Consider the following 14,249-nt stretch of genomic DNA (forward strand, 5'->3'; position numbering starts at 1 on the left):
ACGGCCCGTCCACTCGGCTGCGACCCCCTGACGTTGGGCGCGCTTCAAGGTAAACTCCTCGGCCTTCGCAGGAGCCGCCATGAATTATCGCCATGCCTTCCACGCCGGCAATCACGCCGATGTGTTCAAACACCTGACCTTGACCCGTCTCATCGCTTTGATGTCGCGCAAGGAGCAGCCCTTTGCCTATCTCGATACCCATGCGGGCATCGGGCTTTACGACTTGCAGGGCGATCAGGCCAGTCGTACCGGCGAATACCTTGAAGGCATCGCGCGGTTGTGGGACCAGAAGGATCTGCCCGCGCTGACAGCCGACTACATGAAAGTGCTGCACGAGATGAACCCGGACGGGCAGTTGCGTTACTACCCGGGGTCACCGGAACTGGCGCGGCGCCTGACCCGGCCGCAGGATCGGGTGCTTCTGAACGAAAAACATCCAGAAGACGGTGTTCTGCTCAAGGACAACATGAAAGGCGATCGTCGCGTGGCGGTGCACCTGGGGGAAGGCTGGCACGTGCCCCGGGCGCTGCTGCCAGTGGCGGAAAAACGCGGCCTGATGTTGATCGATCCACCTTTTGAGCAGCTTGACGAGATGCAGCGCTGCGCCGCGTCACTCAAGGAGGCTATTGGCCGGATGCGCCAGACAGTGGCAGCAATCTGGTATCCGGTGAAGGACCAGCGGATGTTGCGCCGTTTCTATCAGGACCTGGCCGGCACCGGTGCGCCGAAATTGTTGCGAGTGGAATTGCTGGTGCATCCGCTGGCCACGCCCAATAGCCTGAACGGCTCCGGTTTGGCGATTGCCAATCCGCCATGGGGGCTGGAGGAAGAGTTGCGCGAGCTGCTGCCTTGGTTGTCGAAGAAGCTTGGTCAGACCCAGGGCGGCTGGCAGATGGATTGGCTCATCGCTGAAGGCTGATGGTTGGCCAGGTGCACTAATGGCATCGACGCCGGACATGTGGGAGCGAGCCTGCTCGCGATGGCGGAGGTACATTCAACATCAATGCAAGCTGACCCACCGCTATCGCGAGCAGGCTCGCTCCCACATTGGCTCCAAGGTGTACCCAGGAATCAGATCGGGCAAGTCACGCCCGTGCCGCCAATCCCGCAATAGCCTTCAGGGTTCTTCGCCAGATATTGCTGGTGATAAGCCTCGGCGAAGAAGAACGTCGGGGCTTCTTCGATTTCGGTGGTAATGACGCCTTTCCCGGCCTTGGTCAATTCAGCTTGAAATACTTGCGCGCTGTGCTTGGCGGCAGCCAGTTGGGTTGGGTTGGTGGCATAGATCACCGAGCGGTACTGGGTGCCGATGTCATTGCCCTGGCGCATGCCCTGGGTCGGATTGTGCAGCTCCCAGAACATCTTCAGAAGTTGCTCGTAGCTGACTTTTTCCGGCTCGTAGACCACCAGGACCACTTCGCTGTGGCCGGTAAGGCCCGAGCAGACTTCTTCGTACGTCGGGTTCGGCGTAAAGCCACCGGCGTAACCCACCGCTGTGCTGACCACGCCTTCGCGCTGCCAGAACTTGCGTTCCGCGCCCCAGAAACAGCCCAGGCCGAAGATCGCGAAATCCACGTCCATGGCAAACGGACCCAGCAGCGGCGCATCGTGGACGAAGTGTTTTTCCGGCACGGTCATTGGGGTTTCGCGGCCAGGCAGAGCTTGTTCTTGAGTAGGGAGCACGTTTTTGTTCACCAGGATTTCCGAGCGCAAGACCATCATCAGTCCTCTCAGTCAGATTGAATTGAGCGAATAAGACCGTCAGTGTGCCCAATGCCGATTAGTTAAGAAAGCGACAACTGTGGCGAGGGATTCAGCCCTGTTGGGCCGAGTCCTGCGGGCGCTGCCGACGGCCGTGACCCTTTGATCCTTCACTTTGGACTCAATTGGCGCGGGAAAGATCGCAGCCTCGTTGCACTCGACAGCTCCTACTGGCGTCAGACGAGCGGCCCCCGCGGATAGCGCTTGAGCTTTTCGATCAGCTCCGCGCCAGGGATCGGACGGTCGAACAGGTAGCCCTGGCCGACGTCGCAGCGATGGCGCCGCAGGAACGCCAGTTGCTGTGCGGTTTCGATACCTTCGGCCACCACCTTGAGTTTCAGGTTGTGGGCCATGGCGATCACCGCGGAGGTGATTTCCATGTCGTCCTGGTTGTCCGGGATCTCGTGGATAAAGCTGCGATCGATCTTGATGATGTCGATCGGGAATTTTTTCAGGTAGCTCAGGGATGAATAACCGGTGCCGAAGTCGTCCATGGCCAGGGTCAGGCCCAGGCGCTTGAGTTGGTCGAGCTGCAGGTGGGTGTCTTCGGTGGCCTCCAGCAGCAGGCCTTCGGTCAGTTCCAGTTCCAGCAGGCGGGCCGGCAGTTGTTCTTCCTTGAGGATGCTGGCGATCGAGGCGACCAGGTCCGGGTCGGAGAACTGCTTGGGCGAGAGGTTGATCGCCACTTGCAGGTTGCCCAGGCCGGCGGCGGTCAATTGCTTGCTCATGCGGCAAGCCTGACGGGCGATCCATTTGCCAATGGGGATGATCAGGCCGGTTTCTTCGGCCACGCTGATGAACTGGTCCGGGCGAATCATGCCCTTCTCGGGATGGTTCCAGCGCAGCAGCGCCTCCATGCCCAGCAAGCGACCGCTGCGCAGGCACAGTTTTGGCTGGTAGAACACGTCCAGCTCGTTCTGGGTCAAGGCGCGGCGCAGGTTGTTTTCCACGAACAGCTTGTAGCTGGCCTCGGCGTTCAGCGCCTCGGTGAAGACCTGGACCTGATGTTTGCCGTTGGCTTTGGCCTTGTGCAGGGCGAGTCCGGCGTTGCGCATCAGGGTCTGGGGGTCGCGGCCGTGCAGTGGCGCGCAGGCCAGGCCCACGGAGCCGGTCACGCTGATCAGCTGGTTATCCACGAACATCGGCTTGTCGAGCGTCATCAGCAACTGGCTGGCGATCTGCTGCCCGGCCTCCAGGTCGGTGTCGTCCAGCAGTACGGCGAATTCATTGCTGGCGAAGCGTGCCAGGCTGCCGCTGGGGCTCAGGCTGTTGCGCAAGCGTCGGGCCAGGCTGATCAGCAGCTTGTCTCCGGTCTGATGGCCGAGGCTGTCATTGATGCGCTTGAAGTTGTCGATGTCCACCAGCAACAGGCTGATGGGCGAATCGCTGTCCCGGGCAAAGCGCTCATCGAGGTTGCGGATGAACGCCGGGCGGTTGCCCAGGTTGGTCAGGTTGTCGGTGTAGGCCAGGCGTTCGATGCGCTGTTGGGCCAGTTTGGTCTGGGTGATGTCTTCGTAAATGCCGATGTAGTGGGTCAGTTCACGGTTATCGCCATAGACCTTGGAAATCGACAATTGGCCCCAGTAGGGTTCCAGATTCTTGCGCCTGCTCTTGAATTCACCTTGCCAGCTATTGCTCTGGGCCAGGGCCGACGGTGCATCGAACAGCAGCTCGCTGAGGTTTTCCAGGGCCGGCAGTTCCGAGAGGCGCTGGCCGTGGACTTCCTCGGTGGAATATTGGGTGATGGCGGTGAAGCTGGGGTTGACGTATTCCACCACGCCGTCGCAATTGACCAGCAGGAACGCGTTGGCGCTTTGCTCCACGGCGCGCTGGAACAAGTGCAGGGCGTTGGTGGCCGTCCGTCGGTTGTGGTTGTTGATGACCTGGGCGAACTGGTCCGCCAGTTCACCGGCAAAGGCGATTTCGTCGGACTGCCAGGCGCGGGTGACGCCTATTTGCTCCAGGCACAGTACGCCCACCACCTGGCCGTCGATACGAACGCTGGCGTCGAGCATGGCATTGACTTCGCGGGAGCGCAGGCTTGCGGCCATTTCCCGGGTACGCGGGTCGCGCATCGCATTGTGCGCGTCGATGGCGCGGCAGGTCTGCAGAGCCTCCATATAGTCAGGAAACTCGTTGGCGTTGATCACGTCCGGCAGAAAGTAGTCCTGGGAGGCGCGGTTATAAGCCGAAATCGGCACCAACTGGCCGTCTTCCAGGTTCCAGATGCTGGCGCAATCAATCTGGTAGATGTCGCAGGCGCTGCGGGTGATGAGTTCGGCGGCTTCCTGCAGGGAGTTGTTGGCGCTGTAGCGCTGGCGGGTCAGTAGCAGGATCAGGTCCTGCTGGGCGCGCACCCGGTCCAGGTGTTGAAGCTGCTCCTGCTGGGCGCGCTGGTTCAGTTCCAGGGCAATTTGCAGGCGCGAGTTTTGCGTTTCCAGGTCCAGGGCCGGCATCGACGGCTCGCTTGCCAGCAAATCGTCCACGGCCAGCAGATAGCCGCGTAGTAGATGGCGATTGTGCTGTTTATAGGGCTCGCCCATTTCCAGCAGGTTCATGGCGCCCTTGGCGGTGTGGAGCGTGTAGCGGACCTGGTAATGCGGGGCCTGGGCCAGTTGCTGCTGGATCGCATCGTGGAGTTGATAACGCGCTTCGGGCTCCATCAGGCTGGCGTAGGGCGAACTGACCAGCGAGCAAAGCTCGACGGCCGGCACGCCGAAATACCGTTCGCAGTTGGGATCGAGGAACAGCAGTGCCCAGCTTGCTTCATTCAGCCGTTCGAAACGCAGCATGCCGAGCCGCGAGGGCACCGGTAACTGCGTCACTACCTCGGCCGCCATACGGCTGGCGGCATCGGGTTGGCTTTTCATGGGGAAACTCGCTTCGAAAATGCTGATCGCGCCGGGCTGACGCCCTCGTTATTACGGACTGGCGCAAGGTTGCATCATTGCGGCACTGGCTGACAAGAGAGATGAAGGCCAAGTGCTATAAACCTTTTATCGGCCGACGAAGGGATTTCTCCAGTCGCCCGCCGATCAGACGGCACGGGTGGTTATACCACCCGTCAGCGCAGCGGGATATCTACTGTCTGTAATGGGGTGCCATCACGGTCGTGAAACGTGACCTGAACGCTCTGCGCCGTGACCTGCAGGTGGGCGAAGTTGTCCTGGCTGATGACCTTGCCGCTTAACCCATAGTGATAGTCCCCGCTGGGCGTGCGGGCCATGGCATCACCAAAAATAAAACTCGCGGCGCTGGCATAAGGAAGCAATTTGCTGTTGCAAAACGGCGAGGAAACGATGGTATGCACCTCGAAGTCAGAATCCTGGCTATGACTCAGGCGACTGGTAAGAGAACCATGGACGTCGCCGGACACGAAAATAACGTTCTTGATCCGATGGCGACGAACGGTTTCCAGCAGGCGCAGACGCTGTTCCGGGAAGGCCTGCCAGGCGTCCGAGGTATTGAGCTTGCGGTCCGGGTAGAACATCACGCCGGTCACGATGAACTTGACCCGCGCCGGACTGTTGACCAGCCATTTGATCAGCGATCGTTCCTGCGCTTGATCCAGGATACGTCGATCATCCGCCGACAGATTGCGCTGGGTCCGACTATCGGTGACGAACCATTCGATATCGCCGTGAGCGAACTGATACCAACATTGTCTCAATGGTTTGCTTAATGTTCCGTCACTTAAAAGTTCATGTGCCGGACTATGGCTGGCTTGATAAAGCGCATAGGCATCCATGGCATTGGCATAAAAGTTTTCGTCGCCTTTTTTCTTGCTGGCAGGCCAATTGTCTTTGATTTCATGGTCGTCGAGAATCATGTAGCTCGGTGTTCCAGCCATCAACTTTCTGATGTGCGGCTGGGAAAAGGCGGTGCGGTATTTGAAAAGAATATCCTTTGGATTCCGGTCCGGGGCGACAATATTCAAATCGTCTAGATAAACCTGGTCGCCGGTCATCACTACAGCACTGATCGGCGGGTCGGCCTGGGCCACGATGCGGTTGATGCCGGCGAAAGTCCGGTCGCCCAGTTCAGGTCTGGACGGGACGCCGGCCGTCACCCGCAGGTAGCGGCAGGAACCCACGATATAGCTGTGCGGTGCACTGCTTTTGCTGGACGGCGTGCGCATTTGATAAATATCCCGAGGCCATTGCAGCGGCAGTTCCTGAACGGTTTCGATTGTATGAGTAGGGCTCAGGCGGCTGAACCAGCCGGCTTGGTATTCATAGACGGTATCGGCTTGAAGGTTCTTCAATACGATGACATCGGACATGTCACGGTAAGCATGCAACTGAACAAAGTGTCCTTTCGACCAGATTGACTCTCCCTGGCGCCGGTAACGGATGGCGGCAAATACCAGGCTGTTCTTATCGTTATCCCCTCGCAGGAATATCCGCGTGTGATGAGGTGTCGTGTGGCCGACAATAGGGCCAACAGTGGGTTTGAACATCATTCGAGTCCATTCGAAGTTAAAGTTTTTTTCGGTTTTTGAGGTAAGTAGTTAATGGCTTCCCTGAACTCATCCTAAAGCGATGCATGAGATAAATATTGATAGGGGAGGGGGCGTGAGTTGTGGGAAACGTCCAATAGATGACGTAGTCATCTAGGTGGAGTGCAGTAGGAAAGTTGGGCCATGGAACGGGCTGCTCTGCACGTTCGATTTTATTTCAGGCAAAAAAAAGCCCCGCCAAACGGGCGGGGTTGAGGTACGAGCGTGGCGCTCGGAAAACAGCGGTCCGAAAGGCCCTCCGTGGGGAGGGCCGCCCGGTGTTACAGCAAGATGGTACGGATGTCGCCCAGCAGGTCGCTCAGACGCTTGGTGAAGCGAGCAGCGGCGGCGCCGTTGATCACACGGTGATCGTAGGACAGCGACAGAGGCAGCATCAGCTTTGGCTGGAAGGCTTTACCGTCCCAGACGGGCTGGATGGTGGCTTTGGAGACCCCCAGGATCGCCACTTCCGGCGCGTTGACGATCGGCGTGAAGCCGGTGCCGCCAATGTGGCCGAGGCTGGAAATGGTGAAGCAGGCGCCCTGCATGTCGTCGGCGGTGAGCTTTTTGCTCCGGGCTTTTTCGGCCAGGGCAGCGGCTTCGCCAGCCAGTTGCAGCAGGCTCTTCTGGTCGACGTTGCGGATGACCGGTACCAGCAGGCCTTCCGGGGTGTCGACGGCAAAACCGATGTGCACGTATTTCTTGCGGATCACAGCTTTGCCGCTTGGGGCCAGCGAGCTGTTGAAGTCCGGCAGTTCCTTGAGCAGGTGTGCGCAGGCCTTGAGCAGCAGTGGCAGCACGGTCAGCTTGACGCCGGCCTTCTCGGCCACGGCTTTTTGCGCGACGCGGAAAGCTTCCAGTTCGGTGATGTCGGCCTGGTCGAACTGAGTCACGTGCGGAATGTTCAGCCAGCTGCGGTGCAGGCTCGACGCGCCGATTTGCATCAGGCGAGTCATTGCCACTTCTTCGGTTTCACCGAAGCGGCTGAAATCCACTGCCGGGATCGGCGGGATGCCCGCACCACCGGTAGCGCCTTCGGCCGGAGCGTTCTTGGCCTTCTGCATCATGGCCTTGACGTAAGCCTGCACGTCTTCCTTCAGCACACGACCGTGTGGACCGCTTGGGCCGACGGCAGACAGTTCGACGCCAAATTCACGGGCCAACTGACGTACCGCAGGGCCGGCGTGCACCTTGGCACCGCTTGGGGCGGGAGCGGCAGCTGGTGCTGGTGCAGCCTCGGTTTTGGCGGCCGGCGCGGCAGCCGGAGCCGGAGCCGCTTCGGCCTTGGCGGCCGGCGCAGCAGCCTGGGCTGGAGCAGCAGGCGCCGCAGCACCAGCCACTTTCAGCTTCAGGATCAGGTCACCGGTGCCCACTTCGTCTTCCAGCTTGATCTCGACGCTTTCCACCACACCGGCAGCCGGCGACGGGATTTCCATGCTGGCTTTGTCGGATTCCAGGGTGATCAGCGACTGGTCGGCTTCGACGGTGTCGCCGGCCTTGACCAGCACTTCGATGATCTTGGCCTTGCCCGACGAGCCGATGTCCGGAACATGAATGTCCTGGACCGTGGCTGCGGCAGGCGCGGCAGCAGGGGCGGGAGCCGCCTCGGCAACCGGTGCGGCGGCAGGCTTTTCAGCCGCCGCCGGGGCAGCAGGAGCCGCCTCAGGCGCCGCAGCGGCGCCCTCGACTTCCAGCTCCAGCAGTTCGTCGCCTTCTTTCAGGCGATCGCCCAGCTTCACTTTCAGGCTTTTGACGATACCGGCCTTCGGCGCAGGCACTTCCATGCTGGCCTTGTCCGATTCAAGCGTCAGGATGCTCTGCTCGGCTTCGATGCGGTCGCCGACCTTCACAAACAGTTCAATGACTTCACCTTCACCGCTGCCGATGTCAGGTACGCGAATGAGTTCGCTCACAAAAATTCTCCTCAGCAGTCCAGTGGGTTGCGTTTTTCCGGATCGATGCCGAACTTGACGATGGCCTCGGCCACCACCTTGGGTTCGATATCGCCACGGTCAGCCAGGGCTTCCAGGGCTGCCAACACAACGAACTTACGGTCGACTTCGAAGAAGTGACGCAGCTTCTTGCGGCTGTCGCTACGGCCGAAACCGTCGGTGCCCAGCACCTTGAATTCCTTGGAAGGAACCCACTGGCGGATCTGCTCGGCGAACAGTTTCATGTAGTCGGTCGAGGCGATGACCGGACCTTTGCGGCCGTTCAGGCATTCTTCGACGTAGCTCAGTTTCGGCTTCTGGCCTGGGTGCAGACGGTTGCTGCGCTCTACGGCCAGGCCGTCGCGACGCAGTTCGTTGAAGCTGGTGACGCTCCACACGTCAGCGCCGACGTTGAACTCTTCACGCAGGATCTTCGCTGCTTCACGCACTTCGCGCAGGATGGTGCCGGAGCCCATCAGTTGGACGTGGTGCGCCGCTTCGCGGGTATCTTCTTCGAGCAGGTACATGCCCTTGATGATGCCTTCCTCCACGCCGGCCGGCATGGCTGGCTGCTGGTAGGATTCGTTCATCACGGTGATGTAGTAGAAAACGTCCTGCTGCTCTTCGGTCATCTTCTTCATGCCGTCCTGGATGATCACCGCCAGCTCGTAGCCGTAGGTTGGATCAAAGGTGCGGCAGTTCGGGATGGTGGCAGCCAGGATGTGGCTGTGGCCGTCTTCGTGTTGCAGGCCTTCGCCGTTGAGCGTGGTTCTGCCGGCGGTGCCGCCGATCAGGAAGCCACGGGTCCGGCTGTCGCCAGCGGCCCAGGCCAGGTCGCCGATACGCTGGAAGCCAAACATCGAGTAAAAGATGTAGAACGGCAGCATCGGCTGGTTGTGGCTGGAGTACGAAGTACCGGCTGCGATGAACGAGCTCATGGCGCCCGCTTCGTTGATGCCTTCTTCGAGGATCTGGCCCTTCTTGTCTTCCTTGTAGAACATCACCTGGTCTTTATCGACTGGCTCGTAGAGCTGGCCGACGGAGGAGTAGATGCCCAACTGACGGAACATGCCTTCCATGCCGAAGGTACGGGCTTCGTCCGGGATGATCGGAACGATGCGCGGGCCGATTTCCTTGTCCTTGACCAATTGCGCGAGAATCCGCACGAACGCCATGGTGGTGGAAATCTCACGGTCGCCCGAGCCGTCAAGGATGGCCTTGAGGGTATCGAGCGATGGGGTCGGCACGCTGAAGCTCTGGGCGCGGCGCTGGGGCACGAAACCACCCAGTGCGGTGCGACGCTCGCTCAGGTAGCGGGCTTCGGCGCTGTTGGGCTCCGGCTTGAAGAACGGCAGGTTTTCCAGTTCCTCGTCCTTGACCGGGATGTCGAAGCGGTCGCGGAACAACTTCAGGCTGTCGACGTCGACTTTCTTGGTGTTGTGCGCAGTGTTTTTCGCTTCGCCGGCACCGGTGCCATAACCCTTGATGGTCTTGGCCAGGATGACGGTCGGTTGTTCCTTGTGGTTGACCGCTTCGTGGTACGCCGCGTAGACCTTGTACGGGTCGTGGCCGCCACGGTTGAGCTTCCAGATCTCGTCGTCGGACAGATCGGCAACCATTGCCTTGAGTTCAGGCGTGTTGAAGAAGTGCTCACGGACGAACGCGCCGTCCTTGGCCTTGTAATTCTGGTATTCGCCGTCGATGACTTCGTCCATGCGGCGTTGCAGGATGCCGTCGACGTCCTTGGCCAGCAGTGGGTCCCAGAAACGGCCCCAGATGACCTTGGTCACGTTCCACTGAGCGCCGCGGAACACGCCTTCGAGTTCCTGGATGATCTTGCCGTTGCCGCGAACCGGGCCGTCGAGGCGCTGCAGGTTGCAGTTGATGACGAAGATCAGGTTGTCCAGCTTCTCGCGGCCGGCCAGAGAGATGGCGCCCAGGGATTCCGGCTCGTCGCACTCGCCGTCGCCCAGGAAGCACCAGACTTTCTGCTTGCCTTCGGGAATGAAGCCACGGGCTTCCAGGTACTTCATGAAACGCGCCTGGTAGATGGCCTGAATCGGGCCCAGACCCATGGATACGGTCGGGAACTGCCAGAAGTCCGGCATCAGCCAAGGGTGCGGATAGGACGACAGGCCCTGACCATCCACTTCCTGGCGGAAGTTGTTCATCTGCTCTTCGCTGATGCGGCCTTCCATGAATGCACGGGCGTAAACGCCTGGCGAGGTGTGGCCCTGGAAGTAGATCAGGTCGCCGCCGTGTTCGCCGGTCGGGGCCTGGAAGAAATAGTTGAAGCCGATGTCGTACAAGGTTGCGCTGGAGGCGAAGCTGGAGATGTGACCGCCCAGGTCAGAATCTTTCAGGTTCGTACGCATCACCATGGCCATCGCGTTCCAGCGTACCAGCGAGCGAATGCGGCGTTCCATGAACAGGTCGCCGGGCATGCGTGCTTCGTGGGTAACGGGGATTGTGTTGCGGTATGGCGTGGTGATGGCGTAAGGCAATTGCGAACCGCTGCGGGTTGCGAGTTCGCCCATACGGGTCATCAGATAGTGAGCACGGTCTTCGCCTTCTTTGTCGAGAACCGATTCCAGGGCGTCCAGCCATTCCTGGGTTTCGACGGGATCGAGGTCTTGCATGGCTTGCTCCAGGGCGGAAAGGCTACCAGAATCGGTTGCCTGAGTTTGCGACTGGCCTTGTGGGCAGACGGTATAAATTCTTGGATTGCCGAAGGTTGTTTCGGCGGCGTGTAGTTTTACTACAAATCGTCGGCCGTTTCAGCCTTTCGAATGTATAGACGAGTAGTAAAACTACACATGAGCGGCTTGTGGCCCCTCGTTTCGTTGTGAGAATAATCGTTACTGTTGGTCGTTAGCCAACTCGTACAGGTAAAAACTTGATGTCGGCTGCCAATAAAATCAGATTTTCAGCTATTTATCATCTTTGTTCGACAGTCGATCAGGTAGTGTCATCTGAAAAAACACTACATCCAGCCTTCCCCGCGCCGATCAAGGATAGACCATGAGCCTGCCCTCGCTTACCGAAGTTCCGGCCATTCTCCAGTCATTGGTCAGTCGTGCCGAGCAGTCGTTCCGTGCGGCGGTCGCTTCCCTGGACGACGACCATGGGCTGTCCACCTGGGCGCCCGAACGCTGGAGCGAGTTCAACCGTGTCGCCGCCGCCAGTGATTTTTTTATCGAGCAGAGTGTTCGTGACCCCTCGATGCTGCTGGAGCTGGTGCGCAGCGGTGAACTGGACCGCCACCTGGCGCCCGGCGAAATGTGCGCTCAGATTGGCGCCGCCGTCCAGGCCGCCGAGACTGAAGACGAACTGGGCCGCGTCCTGCGTCGCCAGCGCACCCGCCAACAGGTGCGGATCATCTGGCGCGACCTGACCCGCCAGGCCGACCTGGTCCAGACCTGTCGCGATCTCTCCGACATGGCCGATACCTGCATCGACCAGGCCTATCAATGGCTGTACCAGCGCCATAGTCAGCAATTCGGTACGCCTACCGGACGGCGCAGCGGTGAACCGCAGCACATGGTCATCCTGGGCATGGGCAAGCTTGGCGCGGTGGAGCTGAACCTGTCGTCGGACATCGATCTGATTTTCGCCTACCCCGAGGGCGGCGAGACCGTTGGCGCCAAGCGGGCACTGGATAACCAGGAGTTTTTCATTCGTGTGGGGCAGCGCCTGATCAAGGCCCTGGATCCGATGACCGTCGACGGCTTCGTATTCCGCGTCGACATGCGTCTGCGCCCTTATGGTTCGGCCGGAGCGCTGGTGCTGAGTTTCAACGCGCTGGAGCAGTATTATCAGGACCAGGGCCGTGACTGGGAACGCTACGCGATGATCAAGGCGCGGGTGGTGGCGGGAGACCAGGTGGCCGGCGCGCAACTGCTCGACATGCTGCGCCCGTTCGTTTATCGCCGTTACCTGGACTTTTCTGCCATCGAAGCGCTGCGCACCATGAAGCAGTTGATCCAGCAGGAAGTGCGGCGCAAGGGTATGGCCGACAACATCAAGCTGGGTTCGGGCGGCATCCGCGAGGTGGAGTTCATTGCCCAGGCGTTCCAGTTGATCCATGGCGGTCGTGACTTGAGTTTGCAGCAGCGTCCGCTGTTGAAAGTACTGGCGACCCTGGAAGGCCAGGGTTATCTGCCGGCCAAGGTGGTCGACGAGCTGCGCCAGGGTTATGAGTTTTTGCGTTACACCGAACACGCGATCCAGGCCATCGCCGACCGTCAGACCCAGATGCTGCCGGACACTGCGCAGGACCAGGCGCGCATTGCGTTCATGCTGGGTTTTGCCGACTGGGCGGCCTTCCATGAGCAATTGATGTACTGGCGCGGTCGCGTAGCCTGGCACTTCGGCCAGGTCATCGCCGACCCGGATGAAGAGCAGGACGGCGAAAGCGAAGTAACGGTGGGCGGCGAATGGTTGCCGCTGTGGGAAGACAGCCAGGATGAAGGGGCGGCGTGTCGTCAACTGGAGGAGGGCGGCTTTGCCGACGCACCCAAGGCGCTCAAAGCCCTGGCCGCCTTGCGCGGCAGTGCGCAGTTGCGCGCCATGCAGCGTCTGGGGCGCGAGCGTCTGGATGCATTCATTCCGCGTCTGTTGGCCCAGGCAGTGGAACATGCCAACCCGGACCTGGTGCTTGAGCGCGTATTGCCACTCGTGGAAGCCGTGGCGCGCCGATCGGCCTATCTGGTGCTGCTGACGGAAAATCCCGGCGCCCTGCGACGTCTGCTGACGTTGTGCGCGGCGAGCCCGTGGATTGCCGAGCAGATCACCCGCTTTCCACTGTTGCTCGATGAATTACTCAACGAGGGACGCCTGTTCAAGCCGCCCCTGGCGCCGGAGCTGGCGGCAGAGTTGCGTGAGCGCCTGACACGCATCCCCGAAGATGACCTCGAGCAGCAAATGGAAGCCCTGCGGCATTTCAAGCTGGCGCACCGTTTGCGGGTGGCCGCCTCTGAAATTGCCGGCAGCCTGCCCTTGATGAAAGTCAGCGATTACCTGACCTGGCTGGCCGAGGCCATTCTTGAGCAAGTGCTGGCCCTGGCCTGGCGCCAGACCGTGGCCAAGTATGGCGTGCCACTGCGCACTGACGGCAGCCTGTGCGATCCGGGCTTTATCATTGTCGGTTATGGGAAAGTCGGCGGTCTGGAGTTGGGGCATGGTTCCGACCTGGATCTGGTGTTCATCCACGATGGCGATCCGCAGGCGGAAACCGATGGCCCGAAACCTATCGACGGCGCGCAGTTCTTTACCCGGCTCGGCCAGCGAATCATCCATTTGCTGACGGCCCAGACCAACTCCGGACAGCTCTACGAAGTGGACATGCGCTTGCGGCCGTCCGGGGCGTCGGGGTTGCTGGTCAGCTCCCTCGGGGCTTTTGCACGTTATCAGGAGAAAGAGGCCTGGACCTGGGAGCATCAGGCCTTGGTGCGGGCCCGCGTGCTGGTGGGCAGCCAGGACGTGGGTCAGGCGTTCGAGAAGGTTCGTGCCCAGGTGCTGGCGCGCAAGCGTGATTTGTCGACGTTACGCCAGGAGGTCAGCGAGATGCGCGCCAAGATGCGCGATAACCTCGGCAGCAAGGCCACCGCAGCCGGAACCGCAGCGAATGCCTTCGAAGCCTCGGCGCCGTTCGACCTCAAGCAGGATGCCGGAGGTATCGTCGACATTGAATTTATGGTGCAATACGCGGCCCTGGCGTGGTCCGAGGAGCACCCATCGCTGCTGCGCTACACCGATAACATCCGCATTCTGGAAGGGTTGCAGGAGGTCGGGCTGATGCCGGCCGAAGACGCTACCCTGCTGCGCGAGGCCTACAAAGCCTACCGCTCCGCCGCCCACCGCGAGGCCCTACAGAAAGACGCCGGGGTGATTGCAGGCGACCAATTCGTGGATGAGCGCCGGCAGGTGCTGCGGATCTGGCGTGAGCTGGGGCTGAGTTGAAGATTTAAATGTGGGAGCGGGCTTGCTCGCGAAGGCGGAGTCTCAGGCGACATTGATGTTGGATGTGATGGCCCCATCGCGAGCAGGCTCGCTCCCAC

7 protein-coding genes are annotated in these 14,249 nt (G+C 60.4%); 2 read left to right on the forward strand and 5 right to left on the reverse strand.

Going from position 1 to position 14,249, the window contains the following annotated elements:
• The first annotated feature begins 79 nt into the window (after window positions 1–79).
• A complete protein-coding gene (locus BMY45_RS05945; RefSeq protein ID WP_092395646.1) occupies window positions 80–919 on the forward strand; it encodes a 23S rRNA (adenine(2030)-N(6))-methyltransferase RlmJ in 840 nt (279 codons plus the stop codon).
• Between the two features lie 152 nt (window positions 920–1,071).
• Here the strand turns inward: BMY45_RS05945 and msrA are convergent, their stop codons facing one another.
• From msrA to aceE, 5 genes are all read right to left on the reverse strand, one after another.
• Complete coding sequence (gene msrA, locus BMY45_RS05950) at window positions 1,072–1,719, reverse strand: peptide-methionine (S)-S-oxide reductase MsrA (RefSeq protein WP_047226186.1); 648 nt, start codon at window positions 1,717–1,719, stop codon at window positions 1,072–1,074.
• Between the two features lie 218 nt (window positions 1,720–1,937).
• Complete coding sequence (locus tag BMY45_RS05955) at window positions 1,938–4,631, reverse strand: putative bifunctional diguanylate cyclase/phosphodiesterase (protein ID WP_092395648.1); 2,694 nt, start codon at window positions 4,629–4,631, stop codon at window positions 1,938–1,940.
• A gap of 194 nt (window positions 4,632–4,825) precedes the next feature.
• Entirely contained in the window at window positions 4,826–6,220 is a 1,395-nt protein-coding gene (locus BMY45_RS05960) for an alkaline phosphatase D family protein (protein WP_092395650.1), read from the reverse strand.
• Between the two features lie 320 nt (window positions 6,221–6,540).
• Entirely contained in the window at window positions 6,541–8,172 is a 1,632-nt protein-coding gene (gene aceF / locus BMY45_RS05965; RefSeq protein ID WP_092395652.1) for a dihydrolipoyllysine-residue acetyltransferase, read from the reverse strand.
• Between the two features lie 11 nt (window positions 8,173–8,183).
• Window positions 8,184–10,829, reverse strand: coding sequence for a pyruvate dehydrogenase (acetyl-transferring), homodimeric type (aceE, locus tag BMY45_RS05970; protein ID WP_092395654.1), 2,646 nt, complete (start codon window positions 10,827–10,829; stop codon window positions 8,184–8,186).
• A gap of 382 nt (window positions 10,830–11,211) precedes the next feature.
• On the opposite strand from aceE, the gene glnE reads away from it, so the two are divergent.
• Window positions 11,212–14,151 (forward strand): bifunctional [glutamate--ammonia ligase]-adenylyl-L-tyrosine phosphorylase/[glutamate--ammonia-ligase] adenylyltransferase, encoded by a 2,940-nt coding sequence (glnE, locus tag BMY45_RS05975; protein WP_092395656.1) that lies wholly within the window; start codon window positions 11,212–11,214, stop codon window positions 14,149–14,151.
• Window positions 14,152–14,249 lie beyond the last annotated feature (98 nt).

The sequence above is a fragment of the Pseudomonas sp. NFACC39-1 genome (assembly GCF_900110355.1).
In the GTDB taxonomy this organism is placed as follows: Bacteria; Pseudomonadota; Gammaproteobacteria; order Pseudomonadales; family Pseudomonadaceae; genus Aquipseudomonas; species Aquipseudomonas tehranensis.

What these genes read in the sequence shown, in the direction of transcription:
- BMY45_RS05960 (WP_092395650.1), bottom strand. Translation starts at nt 6,220, where the DNA reads ATGTTCAAACCCACTGTTGGCCCTATTGTCGGCCACACGACACCTCAT.
- glnE (WP_092395656.1), top strand. Translation starts at nt 11,212, where the DNA reads ATGAGCCTGCCCTCGCTTACCGAAGTTCCGGCCATTCTCCAGTCATTG.
- BMY45_RS05955 (WP_092395648.1), bottom strand. Translation starts at nt 4,631, where the DNA reads ATGAAAAGCCAACCCGATGCCGCCAGCCGTATGGCGGCCGAGGTAGTG.
- BMY45_RS05945 (WP_092395646.1), top strand. Translation starts at nt 80, where the DNA reads ATGAATTATCGCCATGCCTTCCACGCCGGCAATCACGCCGATGTGTTC.
- aceE (WP_092395654.1), bottom strand. Translation starts at nt 10,829, where the DNA reads ATGCAAGACCTCGATCCCGTCGAAACCCAGGAATGGCTGGACGCCCTG.
- msrA (WP_047226186.1), bottom strand. Translation starts at nt 1,719, where the DNA reads ATGGTCTTGCGCTCGGAAATCCTGGTGAACAAAAACGTGCTCCCTACT.